This is a genomic window from Pseudomonas sp. MM211, from assembly GCF_020386635.1.
Classification (GTDB): domain Bacteria; phylum Pseudomonadota; class Gammaproteobacteria; order Pseudomonadales; family Pseudomonadaceae; genus Aquipseudomonas.
The window spans coordinates 2,787,246-2,802,191 of the sequence record NZ_CP081942.1 but is presented as its reverse complement, the minus strand read 5'-3'; the positions used below and the strand labels follow the sequence as shown (position 1 = coordinate 2,802,191).

The window sequence follows — 14,946 nt, the reverse complement described above, 5'->3', positions numbered from 1 at the left end:
CTCATGCCCCTCAGCATTCCAGCCGGCAGGCCTACCCTGTCGGTAGCAGCAAGCAAAACGCCCGCCCATTTGCCAGAGCAGACTGTGCCCCATGTTGTTCCGCCGCTTCGAAAACCTGATCGATGTCTTCAAACCCAGCCCTGACGTAGCACCGCCTGAAGGCATGCTGCGGTTCTACGCCCATTACCTCAAACAGGTCTGGCCGTTGATGATCGCCGTGCTGGTGATCGGCTTCTTCGCAGCGTTGATCGAAGTGGCGTTGTTCAGTTTTCTCGGCCAACTGATCGACATGGCCCAGGCGACCACCGACGCCCGTACGTTCTTCGCCGAACACCGCAACGAACTGCTGTGGATGGCGCTGGTCGCGCTGATCATCCGGCCCTTCGTGTTCGGCCTGCACAACCTGCTCACCCATCAGGCGATCAACCCGGGGCTGACCAACCTGATCCGCTGGCAGAACCACCGCTACGTGCTCAAGCAGAGCCTGAACTTCTTCCAGAACGACTTCGCCGGGCGTATCGCCCAGCGGGTCATGCAGACCGGTCCGTCGCTGCGCGATTCGGCCATGCAGGTGATCGATGCACTGTGGCACGTGCTGGTCTACGCCGGCAGTGCGCTATACCTGTTCGCGGCCGCGGACCTGCGCCTGGTGGTGCCACTGTCGCTGTGGATCATCGGCTACAGCGCCGCGCTCTGGTACTTCGTGCCACGCATCAAGGCCCGCTCGGCCGCCGCCTCGGCGGCACGCTCCAAGGTCATGGGCCGGGTGGTCGACGGTTACAGTAACGTCGCCACGTTGAAGCTGTTCGCCCACTCCCGCGAGGAAGAAACCTACGCTCGCGAGGCCATGCAGGAGCTGCTCGATAAATTCCGCCTGCAGTCGCGCACCATCACCAGCCTGGACTTCCTGATCACCTGCATGAACGGCCTGCTGATCGTCGGTACCGGCGCCCTGGCCCTGTGGCTATGGAGCGAGTCGCTGATCAGCACTGGCGCCATCGCCCTGGCACTGGGCCTGGTGATCCGCATCAACAACATGGCCGAATGGATCATGTGGGTGGTCAACGGCATCTTCGAGAACGTCGGCACCGTGCAGGACGGCATGCAGACCATCGTTCAGCCGCGCGAGGTGCTCGACCGCGAAGACGCCAATCCGCTACAGGTACAGCAAGGCGGTGTGCGCTTCGACGACGTGAACTTCCACTACGGCAAGAAAGGCGGCGTGATCAGCGGTCTGACCATCGACATTCGCCCTGGCGAAAAAATCGGCCTGGTGGGCCCGTCGGGCGCCGGCAAGTCGACCCTGGTCAATCTGCTGCTGCGCCTCTATGACCTGGAAAGCGGGCGCATCCTCATCGATGGCCAGAACATCGCCGATGTCAGCCAGGAAACCCTGCGCGCCAACATCGGCGTGGTCACTCAGGACACCTCCCTGCTGCACCGCTCGATCCGCGACAACCTGCGCTATGGCAGGCCCGATGCCAGTGATGAAGAGCTCTGGGCGGCAGCCCGTAAGGCCCGTGCGGATGGCTTCATCAACACGCTGGACGATAGCCAGGGCGGCGTCGGTTTCGAGGCCCAGGTCGGCGAACGTGGGGTCAAGCTGTCCGGCGGGCAGCGTCAGCGCATCGCCATTGCCCGGGTGCTGCTCAAGGACGCGCCGATTCTGGTGATGGACGAAGCCACCTCAGCCTTGGACTCGGAAGTCGAATCGGCCATTCAGGAAAGCCTCGACAGCCTCATGGACGGCAAGACGGTAATCGCCATCGCCCACCGACTGTCGACCATTGCGCGCATGGATCGCCTGGTGGTGATCGACAAGGGCCAGGTGATCGAGACTGGCACTCACGCCGAGCTGATCGAGCGCGGCGGCCTGTATGCCCGTCTGTGGCAACACCAGACCGGCGGCTTCGTCGGCGTCGATTGATGCTGACGGGGCAGCGCCAGCCTGAGTAATCCAGACGAATCGTTAGCTTGCTAACATCATCATTTTTCATGATGTCTACTAGCAAAGGCATCAATTTCCGAGATACCGACATTGCTGGTCATATAAGTCCTACGAGGCAACGAAACCGATTGGATCGGTCAGGCTGCCTCACATCGAAATGATCGAGGACTTCATCATGAAAATCGCAACTGCCGTTACCGCTCTGCTTTCCAGTCTCGCTCCTGCCGTGTTCGCCGCCGACATGCAGCCCAAACCCGGTGCTGGCCTGCCGACCGAGGACTATCACTACGGCATGAAAGTCGATGTGCAGAAAGTCCTGTATCGCACCGACGTCTCCGACAAGAGAGGTGTCGTGCCGGTGATCATGGTGTTCACCGACAGCCAGGGCGAAACCCACAAGATGCGTTTCCTCGAGTGGGGCGGCCGCTACGACGGCTGACCGGTCGCGTGCTGCGCTGGCGCGCTGCGGCTCCCCGCAGCGCGCCAGCGCTTCAGGTCAGGCCTGCCTGTACGGCAGCATCTCCCGCGCCTGCTCAGCGTAGGCCAGCACGCCCTCCCGCTCCTCCTGCAGAAACCCCGCCACCGCATCACGTAGCCCGCCATGCACCAGGTAGTGCCAGGAATGGGTGATGACCGGTTCGAAGCCGCGAATCAGCTTGTGCTCACCCTGTGCGCCCGCATCGAAGCGCTGCAGACCCAGCTCGATAGCCTGCTCCATGCCCTGGTAGAAACAGGTCTCGAAGTGCAGCCGATCGAACTCGGCCAGGCAACCCCAGTAACGCCCATACACGCTGTCGCCACCGAGCAGGCTGAACGCCATGGCCACCGGCTGTGCGCCGCGACAGGCCAGCACCACGCGAATGGCCTCGGGCATGCGCTCGGCCAACAGGCTGAAGAAGGCCCGGGTCAGGTAAGGTGCCTGACCGCGTATATGGTAGGTATTGGCATAGCAGTGATAGACGAAGTCCCACTCCGCCTCGCTCAACTGCTGCCCTTCGCGCCAGTCGAAATGGATGCCCTGCCCCGCCACCTGCTCGCGCTCCTTGCGCATCTGCTTGCGTTTGCGTGAGCTGAGGGTGTCGAGAAAATCCTGAAAATCCCGGTAGCCGCGGTTGTGCCAGTGAAACTGACAGCCCAGACGCTGCAGCCAACCCTCACGCCCCTGCAGCATCTCATCGCCAGCGGCATCAGTGAAGTTCACGTGCAAGCTGGACAGCCCCTGTTCCTCGAGGGAAGCGGTAACTCCGTCGAGCAGCTGCCCCGCCGCCTCGGCCGTACCTAGCAGACGCTGGCCGGTTACCGGCGAAAACGGAATGGCACCCAGCAGCTTGGGGTAATAGGCGATACCAGCGCGACGGCAAGCATCGGCCCAGCCATGATCGAACACGTACTCGCCGGAAGAATGGTATTTGACGTAGGCCGGCAGCGCCGCCAGCGGCTTGCCATCGGCACCGAGCAGCACCTGGTGCGCCGCCTGCCAACCGCTTCGTCCGCCAACGCTGCCGCTGTCTTCGAGGGCGCTGAGAAAAGCGTGGCGCAGAAAGGGCTGGGGGCTGCTGAGTAGGCCATCCCAGGTGGCGGCGTCGAGTTCGTTGAGGGCGTGCAGGCTGTAAACAGGCATCGGCAATATCCGCGGGCAATCAGCGCACACTATATAGCCAAGTGCCCGGTCAATAAAAAACCCCGCACTAGGCGGGGTTCAAAGGAGCACCACGTTTGAAACTTTTTGCTTAGAACGCGTATTGGGCGCGGAAGACCATGCCATCACCGTCGTCATCGCCATTGGCGTTGGTAGCGTTGTCAGCCTTGGCCTTGACGTACATACCGCTTACTTTGATCACATCGTTGACGTACCAGTTGACACCCAGGTTATGAACTTTGGCTTCGACATCGCCAACGTTTGCGAAAGCGCCATTGTCATCATCGACCGACAGGTTGTCGTAGCGGTAAAACAGTTCCCAGGCACCGATCTGCTTGTTCTCAGGCTTGATGCTGTCGAACTTGCCGAGCTTGTAGCCACGGGCTTCGCCGGTCAGCGTGTAGGCAACCTGGCCGTAATAACCCGTGGCCTTGATGTCCTGGAACGCGGCGTCATCGGCCTCCAGCTTACGCTTGATGTATTCGCCCTGGATCGAGAACGGGCCTGCCGCAAAGGCAGCTTCCAGACCCATGGCGGCATCGTCGCCATAAGAGCCGGCTACCAGGTTGTTGGCACCACCCAGTACCAGGCGGTTGCCATTGGTACCGGCGTCATTGCCACCACCGGTGCTCACACCACGCATACCCATGCGGCTGCGGATGCGGCCATCGAAGGCAGTGTCGGATAGATCGCGGTAGGCATAGTTGAAACCGACGTGCAGTACGTTGCCGGCCTCGTGCATCGGTGCAAAAACGCCGCGCAGGTTGAACTGCTTGGTGCTCTCGCCATCGACGTCGTTCTGATCCTTGGCGCTAACACCAACCGAGCCGTAGAGGGAGTCAGCCGCAGTACCAGAAACTTGGACGCCGAGGCCATTCTGGTGGGCGTTGGCCCAGTCGACCAATTCGTAAGCAGCGTTACGCTCAGTAGCTGTCACCCACTTCGAGCTGGTGGCTTTTTCCAGGCCGAACTCCGGGTCGAAACGGCCAACTTTGATAGAGATCGGAGCGAAGCCGTTGTAGGCGATGGAAGCCTCATCGAAATAACCATCTTCCTGGCTACCCGAGTTGTGCGAGAAGTCGTAGCTCAGAACGTAGGCCCAGTCTTTGTAGACATAGCCGGAGAGTTCAAGAAACGCGCGGCGCAGGTAGGCAGCATCAGCGTTGTCACCGTTTACGGTGTAGATACCATCGAAAGTGCTGTAGTCAGCTTGTACACGGCCACCGAGCTTGAAACCGAATTGCTTGTCAGTGGTGGCAACCTCAAGGCCGCCTTTGGTTTTAACTACGATGTCAGCGCCGTCAGTGGTGACAGTACCGGCGAAAGCCTGGGCGGAAACGGCCAGAGCCAGGGCGCTGGCTGCGAAACCGGCGAAGTGCTTACGGATCATCGAGAATTCCCCTAATTGAACTTAAGTGCTGAAAAACACCCGAGCTTTGCGCTCGTTCGTGCTGGGGGAATCTTCGCGGCGGGTTATTTCAGCGCGATTGCTGATATATAAATATTTGATGACAAGGGAACTTTTTACTCCCTTTGAATATAAAGCTTGACAAGGCTCACCGTGGCCAAGTAATCGACCGGGCTGTATAGGCCGTTCTAGAGGGGTTGCGGGAGGTCGACGGGCAGCACCTCGCGTGCTGCCCGGAAACGATCAGCGCTTGCGCAGAATCACGCTGCCGATGGAGTAACCTGCACCAAAGGAGCTGAGCACGCCGATGGAGCCTGCCGGCAGATCATCCTGATTCTTGTGCAGAGCGATCACCGAACCCGCCGAACTGGTGTTGGCGTAAGTGTCGAGGATCACCGGCGCTTCCTGTGGTTCAGGGTCACGACCGAGCAATTTGCGGGCGATCAACTGGTTCATGTTGAGGTTGGCCTGGTGCAGCCAGAAGCGCTTCACATCAGCCACGTCCAGCCCATTTTCCTGCAGGTGGCTGGCGATCAGCTCGGCCACCATCGGGCAGACTTCCTTGAACACCTTGCGCCCTTCCTGCACGAACAGCTTGTCGCTGGCCGACTGGCTAGCGGTTTCAGCAGCGCGGTTGAGGAAACCGAAGTTGTTGCGGATGTTGTTGGAGAACTGTGTCAGCAACTTGGTGCCAACCACCTCGAACTGGTGCGCTGAGGTCGCCAGATCGGCGCGTTCGATGATTACCGCCGTAGCGGCATCGCCGAAAATGAAATGGCTATCACGGTCACGGAAATTCAGGTGGCTGGTGCAGATTTCCGGATTGACCATGAGGATCGCCCGAGCCTGGCCAAGCTGCACGCTGTTAACCGCCGCCTGAATACCGAAAGTGGCCGAAGAGCAGGCCACGTTCATGTCATAACCAAAACCCTGGATGCCCAGTGCCGCTTGCACTTCGATAGCCACCGCCGGGTAGGCGCGCTGCAGGTTGGAACAGGCGACGATGACACCGTCGATATCGGCTGCAGTCTTGCCGGCACGGGCCAGCGCCTGCTCGGCAGCAGCAACCGCCATTTCGCAGAGAATCCCCCACTGTTCGTTATCGCGTTCGGGGATGGAGGGCACCATACGCTGTGGGTCGAGAATGCCCTGTTTGTCGATCACGAAGCGGCTTTTAATGCCTGACGCTTTTTCGATGAAAGCGCTGTTCGATTCGCTCAACGCCTCGACCTCACCGCGGCCGATGGCTTCGGCATTATCGGCGTTGAACTGCTGGACGAAGGCATTGAAAGACGCCACCAACTCGTCGTTGGAAATGCTGTTGGCCGGGGTGTACAGGCCCGTACCGCTGATGACGACGTTATGCACGTGTATTCCTCTTGTTCTTCGCCGTTCGCGGCGATAGTCAGGCAAAACCGCAGGGCGGCCAAGGGTGCCAATCGCGTGGCCGACAACAGCGTGCCGCCAGCGCAAACACCTTCATTACAGGCGTTCAAGTGTGCCACAGGCGCCCTGTTTTCGCCTGCCCCCGGATTAACAACGGCGCGTGCGATACGCGCCAGCCATCGACGAACGGGGCGCAGGGCGTCTACATTGCGGGCGCCACCCATGCGCCAAGGAACCTGCATGAACCTGTCCCTGCTCAGTCGCTACGCCTTTTTCGCCTTCTGCGTGCTGTTCACCCTCACCAGCCTGGCTTTCTGGAGGCATGAATGGGTCTGGCCGCTGACCCTGGTCGGCGCCCTGCTGAGCCTGATTGGCGTGGGTGATCTGCTGCAGAAACGCCATGCAGTGCGCCGAAACTATCCAATTCTGGGCAACATCCGCTACCTGGTCGAGGGCATCCGCCCGGAGATTCGCCAATACCTGCTTGAAGGCGACAGTGAGCAACTGCCTTTTTCCCGTGCCCAGCGCTCGCTGGTGTATGCACGGGCCAAGAACGAGGGTGGCGACAAACCCTTTGGTACGCTCATCGATGTTTACCAGAATGGCTTTCAGTTCATCAGCCACTCGATGCGCCCCGCACCGCTAAGCGATCCGGACAGCTTCCGGGTAATCATCGGCGGGCCGCAATGCAGCCAGCCCTACTCGGCCTCGCTGTTCAACATTTCCGCGATGAGTTTCGGCTCGCTCAGCGCCAACGCCATCCGCGCGCTGAACAAAGGGGCCAAACTGGGCAACTTCGCCCACGATACTGGCGAAGGCAGTATCAGCAGCTACCACCGTGAGCATGACGGCGACCTGATCTGGGAATTGGGCAGCGGTTATTTCGGCTGCCGCACCGGCTCGGGCACCTTTGACGAGGAGCGTTTTGCAGCCCAAGCGAAAAGGCCCCAGGTACGCATGATCGAGATCAAGCTTTCGCAGGGCGCCAAACCCGGTCACGGCGGCATCCTGCCCAAGCATAAGATCACCCCGGAGATTGCCGAGACCCGCGGCGTACCGATGGGTGAAGACTGTGTGTCGCCATCACGTCATAGCGCGTTCTCGACCCCTATAGAACTGCTCCAGTTCATTGCCCGCCTGCGTGAGCTGTCGGGCGGCAAGCCCGTCGGGTTCAAGTTTTGCCTCGGCCATCCGTGGGAGTTCATGGGAATTGCCAAGGCCATGCTGGAAACCGGCATTCTGCCTGACTTCATCGTCGTCGATGGCAAGGAAGGTGGTACTGGCGCAGCGCCCGTGGAGTTCACCGACCACCTTGGCGTGCCTATGCGTGAGGGCCTGCTGTTCGTACACAACACCCTGGTCGGCCTGAATCTGCGTGACAAGATCAAGCTCGGCGCCAGCGGCAAGATCGTCAGCGCATTCGACATCGCCCGCGTATTGGCCATCGGCGCCGATTGGGCCAACTCGGCACGCGGCTTCATGTTCGCCATTGGTTGCATTCAAAGCCAGAGTTGCCACACCAACAAATGCCCAACTGGAGTGGCTACCCAAGATCCGCTGCGCCAGCGTGCACTGGTGGTCGAAGACAAGGCCCAGCGGGTTTACAACTTCCACCGCAATACGCTCAAGGCGCTGGCGGAAATGCTCGCCGCAGCCGGCCTCGATCACCCGGCGCAGATGGATGCACGGCATTTGGTGCAACGTATGTCCGCCACGGAAATTCAGCTGTTTTCCCAGCAGCACGTATTCCTCAAGCCGGGTGAGTTGCTCAGCGGCAAGATCGAGGGAGAGTTCTACGCAAGGATGTGGAAAATGGCCCGCGCCGACAGCTTCGACGCCGCAGCCTGACGCGGCGCCGCGAAGCGTCGCGCCAGGCTGCGTGGATCAGCTCAGGCTTTCGTCAATCACCAGCACCAACTTACCGTTGACCTGATTGCCTTCCAGCGTGGCAAAGGCCTCCTGTGCCTCGGCAATCGGGAAGGTTTGCGCCAGTTGCGGCTTGAGCCGCCCCTCACTGAACAGCGGCCATACGTGCTGGCGCAGATCACGCAGCAGTTCGGCTTTGAACAGGTCGTCGCGGCTGCGTAGCGTCGAGCCAATCAGCTGGATGCGCTTACCGAGCAGCAATGCCATATCCAACTCCGCCTTGCGACCGCCCATCAGGCCGATGTTCACCCAACGGCCGTCGAGTGCCAGCAGCTTCAGGTTCAGCGCGGCGTAACTGGCCCCCACGGGGTCGAGAATGACCTCGAATGGGCCAACCTCATGCAATTTCTCCAGGCCATCTCCACCGCGAATCGCTCCCCCGGCAGCACCCAGACTCTCGCAGTAGGTCAACCGTTCGGCCGAACCGACGCTGACCCAACAGGCGCTACCGAAAGCCTTGCACAGCTGGATCGCAGCCGAGCCAACGCCACTGGCGCCCGCATGCAGCAACACTTTCTCGCCGGGTTTCAGGCCGGCCAGCTGGAACAGGTTGAGCCAGGCCGTCGCGTAGACCTCCGGCAGCCCCGCCGCTTCGTGCAGCGACACGCCTTCCGGCACGGGCAGCACGTGGCGTGCATCGACCACCACTTCCTCGGCCAGCCCGCCACCGGCCAGCAAGGCGCAAACCCGGTCACCCACCTGCCAGTCGCAGCCGGCACCCACTTCGCTGACGATACCGGCGCATTCAAGGCCGAGAATATCGCTGGCGCCCGGTGGCGGCGGATACAGCCCGGCACGCTGCAACAGATCGGCACGGTTCAGCCCCGCAGCCACCACGCGAATGCGCACTTCACCCACATCACAGGCAGGAGTGGGACGTTGCACCCATTCCACCTGCCCTTCCACGCCTTGCAATGCTTTCACGCTGCCTCCATAGTGCATTTGAACCTAGCCCAGCGCTTCGCGCTGGGCTTTTGCATTGCGCCGATGGAACCTGGCGCCCTCAAAGACGGCCTAATATGCGTTATCAACTGTCCTCACGTCGAATCAGCATGAAGCGATCTCTTATCAGCGCCACCCTGGCCCTCGTTCTCGGGCTGGGCGCATTGCCCCTCGCAGCCAAAACCAGCCAAGCCGATCCGTGGGAATACCTGCAGCCTGATCGTGACCAGGTTATCGCCAGCCTGAACGTCGTCGAACTGCTGCAGCGTCATCACTACAGCAAGCCGCCGCTCGACAATGAACGCTCGGAGAAAATCTATCAGGGCTACCTGAAGATGCTCGATCCGTCGCGCAGCTATTTCACGGCCTCCGATATCGCCGAGTTCGACCGCTGGAAGGACAAGTTCGACGACCTGCTGAAAAAGGGTGACCTCGAACCTGGTTTCCATATCTACAAGCGTCAGCTCGAGCGTCAGCAAGGCCGCCTGACTTACGTGCAGGGGCTGCTGGCCAAGGGTGTCGACAAGATTGACTTCACGGTCAACGAAGACCTGTTGGTCGATCGTGAAAAAGCCCCTTGGGCCAAAGACGTTGCCGAGCTGGACGAGCTGTGGCGCAAACGTCTGAAAGACGAAGTGCTGCGCCTGAAAATCGCTGGCAAGGAACCCAAGGCGATTCAGGAGCTGCTCACCAAGCGCTACAAAGCCCAGCAGGCACGTCTGCAGCAGACCCGCAGCGAGGACGTGTTCCAGGCGTACATCAACGCCTTCGCCATGACCTACGATCCACACACCAATTACCTGTCGCCGGACAGTGCAGAAAACTTCGACATCAACATGAGCCTTTCCCTCGAGGGCATTGGTGCCGTACTGCAGAGCGACAACGAGCACGTCAAAGTTGTGCGCCTGGTGCCGGCCGGCCCTGCCGAGAAAACCAAGCAGATCTCCCCCGCGGACAAAATCGTCGGTGTCGCTCAGGGTGACGACGAGATGGTCGACGTGATCGGCTGGCGCCTTGATGAAGTGGTCAAGCTGATCCGCGGCCCCAAAGGCTCGCGCGTACGCCTGGAAGTGATTCCGGCGAGCAATGCGCCGAATGACCAGACCAGCAAGGTGGTGAGCATCACCCGTGAGGCGGTCAAGCTGGAAGAACAGGCGGCGAAGAAGTCCGTCCTCAAGATTGAGCAGGATGGTAAGCCCTATAGCCTGGGTGTGATCGAGATTCCGGCTTTCTATCTGGACTTCAAGGCGTTCCGCGCTGGCGACCCCGATTACAAGAGCACCACACGCGACGTCAAAAAGCTGATCACCGAACTGCAGGCTGAGAAGGTCGACGGTATCGTCATCGATCTGCGCAACAACGGCGGCGGCTCGCTGCAAGAAGCCACCGAACTGACCGGCCTGTTCATCGACAAGGGCCCGACCGTACTGGTGCGCAACAGCGATGGCCGCGTCGACGTATTGGCTGATGAGCAAGAAGGTGCCTTCTACAAAGGCCCGCTGGCACTGCTGGTCAACCGTCTGTCTGCCTCGGCTTCGGAAATTTTCGCCGGCGCCATGCAGGACTACCATCGCGCGCTGATCCTCGGTGGCCAGACCTTCGGCAAAGGCACCGTGCAGACCATCCAGCCGTTGAACCATGGCGAGCTGAAGCTGACCCTGGCCAAGTTCTACCGCGTATCCGGGCAGAGCACCCAGCACCGCGGCGTGGTGCCGGACATCTCCTATCCTGACGTGATGGACAACAAGGAAATCGGCGAAAGCGCCCTGCCCGAAGCCATGCCGTGGGACAGCATCCGTCCGGCGATCAAACCCGAACTGGATCCGATCAAGCCGTTCTTGACCGAGTTGAAAAACCGTTACGACAGCCGTACGGCCGACAACCCGGACTTCAACTTCGCCCGTGAGCGCCTGGCCCTGTCTCGCGAGCTGATGGCCGAGAAAACCGTCAGCCTCAACGAAACCAAGCGCCGCGCTCAACAGGCCGATATCGAGAAACGCCAGTTGGTGATCGAGAACGCCCGTCGCAGCGCCAAAGGCGAGGAGCCTCTGACCGAGCTGAAGAAGGAAGATGAGGACGACGCCCTGGCGCAGAGCGAGGAAGAGAAGAAGACCAAACCGGAAGACGACGCCTACCTGTCGGAAACCGGCCACATCCTGATCGACTACCTCAAGCTCAACACACGCCTGGCGAAGCAGTGACAGGCAAGCGCTAACCAGCAAGGGCGTCGTGAATACGACGCCCTTTTTTATGGGCCAGCGTTTCTCTCTGGCACACGGTCTCGACAGCCGTCAAAAACCGCTCCTTTATTTTTTGACGGCGCTCAGCGGTCATTAAACGGTCATCAATCTGTAGTGAAATCCCGAGCATTCAGCAGTACTTATCCGCGTACGGTATCCCCGCCGTGTGCTCGCTCCCTGATTTGCACAGAGACCTGCCATGACCGTCACCGAGCAATTGAGCGCGCTGGGCCAGATCCTCGCGCACGGCGACCTGCATAGCCTGTTTCAGCCCATCGTGTCGCTCTCCGAACGGCGCATTCTTGGCTATGAAGCGCTCACTCGCGGCCCGTCCAACAGCCCACTGCATTCGCCGATCACGCTGTTCGCTGCGGCTCGGCAAACCGGGCTGCTCAACGAGTTGGAGCTGGCTTGCCGCAAGAGTGCCTGCCGCCGCTTCAGCGAATTGAAACTGGACGGCCTGCTGTTTCTCAACGTATCGCCGGATTCACTGCTCGATGCCCGACACCAGCCGGGCCGAACCCTGCAGTTGCTGCAGACCTACGGCATTCCGCCGAGCCGGGTAGTGATCGAACTGACGGAGCAGTCGCCCACCGACGACTTCAACTTGCTCGACACGGCCCTGCACCACTACCGCGACATGGGCTTTTCCATCGCGCTCGACGACCTCGGTGCCGGTTATTCGAGCCTGCGCCTGTGGTCGGAGCTACGCCCCGATTACGTAAAGATCGACCGTCATTTCATCGATGGCATCCATCAGGATTCGGTCAAGCGTGAGTTCGTCGGCTCCATCCTGCAAATGGCCAAGGCTTCACGCGCACAAGTAATCGCCGAAGGCATCGAGCTCGAGGAAGAGCTCGCCGTACTCTGCGAAATGGGCGTCGATCTGCTTCAAGGCTACCTGCTCTGCCGCCCTCAGGATCATCCACCAACCGACGCACGCACGCTGCTACCGGTTTTGGGCAACCCGCCGATCTCGCTCAGCGAGGAAGGCAGCGATCTTACAGCCTTGCTCAACGAGCACCCGGCCGTATCCATCAGCACCCCCACCGCTGACGTGCTGGAAGCCTTCCGTGCCCAGGCCAACCTCAACTCGCTGGCGGTGCTGGACGAGGAGCAGCGACCAGTCGGCATCGTGCATCGCCACTCACTGTCGGAGGTGCTGCTCAAGCCCTTCGCCACCGAACTGTTCGCCCGCAAACCGATCAGCCGCCTGATGAGCAACGATTTTCTCGCCGTGGAAATCAGTCAGTCGCTGCAGAAGGTCAGCCGCCTGCTGACCAGTCGCGCACGCCAGCGTATCGAAGAGGATTTCGTGATTACCGTGGACGGCCGCTACCTGGGCCTCGGCCGGGTCATTGACGTGCTCAAGCTGATCACCGAACTGAAGATCCAGCAGGCCCGTTACGCCAACCCGCTGACCCTGCTTCCGGGCAACGTGCCCATCCAGCAGTGCCTGACGCGGCTGTTGCAGCAGAGCCGTGAAGCGGTGATCTGCTACGTCGACATCGACAGCTTCAAACCCTTCAACGACCTCTACGGTTACGCCAAGGGCGACGAAGTGCTGCTGTGCCTGGCGCATTGCCTGAACGAACGGATCGACCCGACACGCGACTTCGTCGGCCATATCGGCGGCGACGATTTCCTGCTGGTGTTCGGCTCGAAAGACTGGCGCGCACGCCTCAACCGGCTGCTGGAAGACTTTCAGGGACAGTGCCGGCGCTTCTATCTGGATGAGCATCTGGATGCCGGCTGCTTCGTCAGTCACAACCGCCAGGGGCAACGCGAGGAGTTTCCGCTGCTGTCACTGTCACTCGGCGTCGTCCATCTGCATCCGCAGCACTGTGCCCTACTGGACGCCAGCGAGTTGGCCGGCCTGGCCTCGGAAGCCAAGCGCCATGCCAAGGCGGTGCCGGGTTACAGCCTGCACGTGATCGATACGCATACCCTACAGGGCGCGCTCACTCAGGGCTCCGCGGGGTAGTCGAACTCGAACACACGGGTTACTTCAGCGGCGTGCCAGGAGGCAGCAGCCACGCCGTCAGAAGCACCGTCAAAGCGCCCCAGGCGGGTGACACATTCGAAGAAACCGGTACGCGGCAGACGGCTGGCACCCTGGCTAATCACCAACGCACTGCGCAGCGGGCGCTCGCCACGGGCATCCAGTGCAGCCAAGTGTTCCAGTGCGGCGGCTAGGGTCTGCATGGCCGGCGCTGGCAGCGCCAGGCGCTCGATCAGCGCGCGATAGGTCAACAGGTGGCGCTGCCGACGGGCATCGTCCAGTGCGGCCAGCAGCGCCTCCCAATGCACGCGGCTGATGCGCACGCTCATGCACCCGCCTCCCAGCCGGAGATGCCGAGTACCCAGGCCAGGGCCCGCAGGATCGCGGCATCGGGCTGCCGTTCGCCACTTTCGATCATGGCCAGGTAATGGGGGCTGATGCCCACGGCGCGGGCCAGCTCATCGCGGCTCAGGCCCTTGCCCTCGCGTAACTGGGCCAGTTGCGTCAACGGCTTCGGCGCATCGGTGACAGGCTGGGTCGACGGGGCGGCGACACTCTTGCCGGCGGCCTGCAGCAGCGCCTGATACTCGGCCCAAGGCAGTACGGCGTATTCCGGTTCTCCGTCACGCTCGATCACTTGTACATTCATGCATCTTTCTCCGCGAGGCGCAGCATCCCTGTGCGTAATCCGGCCTGGGGCAAATCTGCCTGCCACGTTGTTTGCGCCATCTTATCAGCCATCCCGCCCGAAGCGCTCGTCGGGCGATCGCCGTCTGAACGCACTCACTGTTGTACAGCGGCAGCACCCTGCATGAAGAACTGCATCAGCGAGGAGCCCATGCCGGCGCGTGCCACACGCCCGCGACGCTCGCCATCGACCAGGCCGAACAGCAAGGAAGCGAAGAGCTCGGTCAGCACCGGGGCGCCGATGTCTATGCGAAACACGTTTTCACGCTGGCCGCGCAGAAAGAATTGATCCAGCGCATTGGTATAGGGCAACCAGCGCGCGTCTTCGCCACACTCGTCCAGCGAGTCCGGGCGCCATTGGAAGATCAGGAACACCAGCAGCTCGCGATGGGCCAGGTGCCCGTCGACCAGACGCTGCAGAGCCTCCTGCGGCGGAGCGTGCTGCAGATCGGCATCGGCGATGAGCTGATTCATGACCACCGAGCCGTAATCGAAGAGCATTTCGATCAAGTTATCGCGGGTTCCGCAAAAACGGTTGAGCGTCGCCTTGCTCACCCCGGCAGCCTGGGCTATTTCCTTGAAGGTGCCACGCGGGTGCTCGACGATGGCGACCGCAAGGGCCTTGAGCAATTTTTCTTCAGCAGCGGGTCTAAGCATCAAATCCAATCTTCATTCGGGCGTCGGCAACGGCGCGTCATTGTGCAGGAAAAACCTTTTTCCTCAAGGGGACTATCTACTTTGTCCACAAAAACTGCAAATGAGCCAATA

12 protein-coding genes are annotated in these 14,946 nt (G+C 60.9%); 5 read left to right on the top strand and 7 right to left on the bottom strand.

What is annotated here, in order from left to right:
• Positions 1–91: 91 nt before the first annotated feature.
• Both K5Q02_RS12835 and K5Q02_RS12830 read left to right on the top strand, forming a co-directional pair.
• Entirely contained in the window at positions 92–1,927 is a 1,836-nt protein-coding gene (locus K5Q02_RS12835) for an ABC transporter ATP-binding protein (RefSeq protein WP_225831032.1), read from the top strand.
• 196 nt (positions 1,928–2,123) lie between these two features.
• Entirely contained in the window at positions 2,124–2,387 is a 264-nt protein-coding gene (locus K5Q02_RS12830) for a DUF2790 domain-containing protein (protein WP_074882321.1), read from the top strand.
• A 57-nt stretch (positions 2,388–2,444) separates the two neighbouring features.
• Here the strand turns inward: K5Q02_RS12830 and K5Q02_RS12825 are convergent, their stop codons facing one another.
• The 3 genes from K5Q02_RS12825 to K5Q02_RS12815 form a co-directional block, all read right to left on the bottom strand.
• Complete coding sequence (locus K5Q02_RS12825; protein ID WP_225831030.1) at positions 2,445–3,569, bottom strand: GNAT family N-acetyltransferase; 1,125 nt, start codon at positions 3,567–3,569, stop codon at positions 2,445–2,447.
• Positions 3,570–3,678: 109 nt separating this feature from the next.
• The gene (locus K5Q02_RS12820) at positions 3,679–4,977 is read right to left on the bottom strand and encodes an OprO/OprP family phosphate-selective porin (RefSeq protein WP_225831028.1); all 1,299 of its coding nucleotides are present in this window, start codon (positions 4,975–4,977) and stop codon (positions 3,679–3,681) included.
• Positions 4,978–5,238: 261 nt separating this feature from the next.
• Positions 5,239–6,363 (bottom strand): beta-ketoacyl-ACP synthase III, encoded by a 1,125-nt coding sequence (locus K5Q02_RS12815; RefSeq protein WP_225831026.1) that lies wholly within the window; start codon positions 6,361–6,363, stop codon positions 5,239–5,241.
• A gap of 258 nt (positions 6,364–6,621) precedes the next feature.
• Here K5Q02_RS12815 and K5Q02_RS12810 point away from each other — a divergent pair, with 258 nt between their 5' ends.
• Entirely contained in the window at positions 6,622–8,229 is a 1,608-nt protein-coding gene (locus tag K5Q02_RS12810) for an FMN-binding glutamate synthase family protein (protein ID WP_225831024.1), read from the top strand.
• Positions 8,230–8,265: 36 nt separating this feature from the next.
• Here K5Q02_RS12810 and K5Q02_RS12805 read toward each other — a convergent pair whose 3' ends face one another.
• Positions 8,266–9,231, bottom strand: a complete 966-nt coding sequence (locus tag K5Q02_RS12805) for an NAD(P)H-quinone oxidoreductase (RefSeq protein ID WP_225831022.1) — start codon at positions 9,229–9,231, stop codon at positions 8,266–8,268.
• A 128-nt stretch (positions 9,232–9,359) separates the two neighbouring features.
• Here K5Q02_RS12805 and K5Q02_RS12800 point away from each other — a divergent pair, with 128 nt between their 5' ends.
• Together K5Q02_RS12800 and K5Q02_RS12795 are read left to right on the top strand one after the other, a co-directional pair.
• Positions 9,360–11,450 carry a carboxy terminal-processing peptidase gene (locus K5Q02_RS12800; RefSeq protein WP_225831020.1) on the top strand — a complete coding sequence of 697 codons (2,091 nt, stop codon included), beginning with the start codon at positions 9,360–9,362 and terminating at the stop codon, positions 11,448–11,450.
• 238 nt (positions 11,451–11,688) lie between these two features.
• Complete coding sequence (locus tag K5Q02_RS12795; protein WP_225831018.1) at positions 11,689–13,473, top strand: bifunctional diguanylate cyclase/phosphodiesterase; 1,785 nt, start codon at positions 11,689–11,691, stop codon at positions 13,471–13,473.
• Here the strand turns inward: K5Q02_RS12795 and K5Q02_RS12790 are convergent.
• The 3 genes from K5Q02_RS12790 to K5Q02_RS12780 all read right to left on the bottom strand — a co-directional run bounded on the left by K5Q02_RS12790 (position 13,455) and on the right by K5Q02_RS12780 (position 14,835).
• Positions 13,455–13,820: a hypothetical protein gene (locus tag K5Q02_RS12790; RefSeq protein WP_225831016.1), complete on the bottom strand. Its 366-nt coding sequence runs from the start codon at positions 13,818–13,820 to the stop codon at positions 13,455–13,457. The genes K5Q02_RS12795 and K5Q02_RS12790 overlap by 19 nt on opposite strands.
• On the bottom strand, positions 13,817–14,140 hold the full coding sequence (locus tag K5Q02_RS12785) for a helix-turn-helix domain-containing protein (protein WP_225831013.1): 324 nt from the start codon (positions 14,138–14,140) through the stop codon (positions 13,817–13,819). Before K5Q02_RS12785 ends, K5Q02_RS12790 begins: the two co-directional genes overlap by 4 nt.
• Before the next feature lie 134 nt (positions 14,141–14,274).
• A complete protein-coding gene (locus K5Q02_RS12780) occupies positions 14,275–14,835 on the bottom strand; it encodes a TetR/AcrR family transcriptional regulator (protein WP_225831011.1) in 561 nt (186 codons plus the stop codon).
• Positions 14,836–14,946 lie beyond the last annotated feature (111 nt).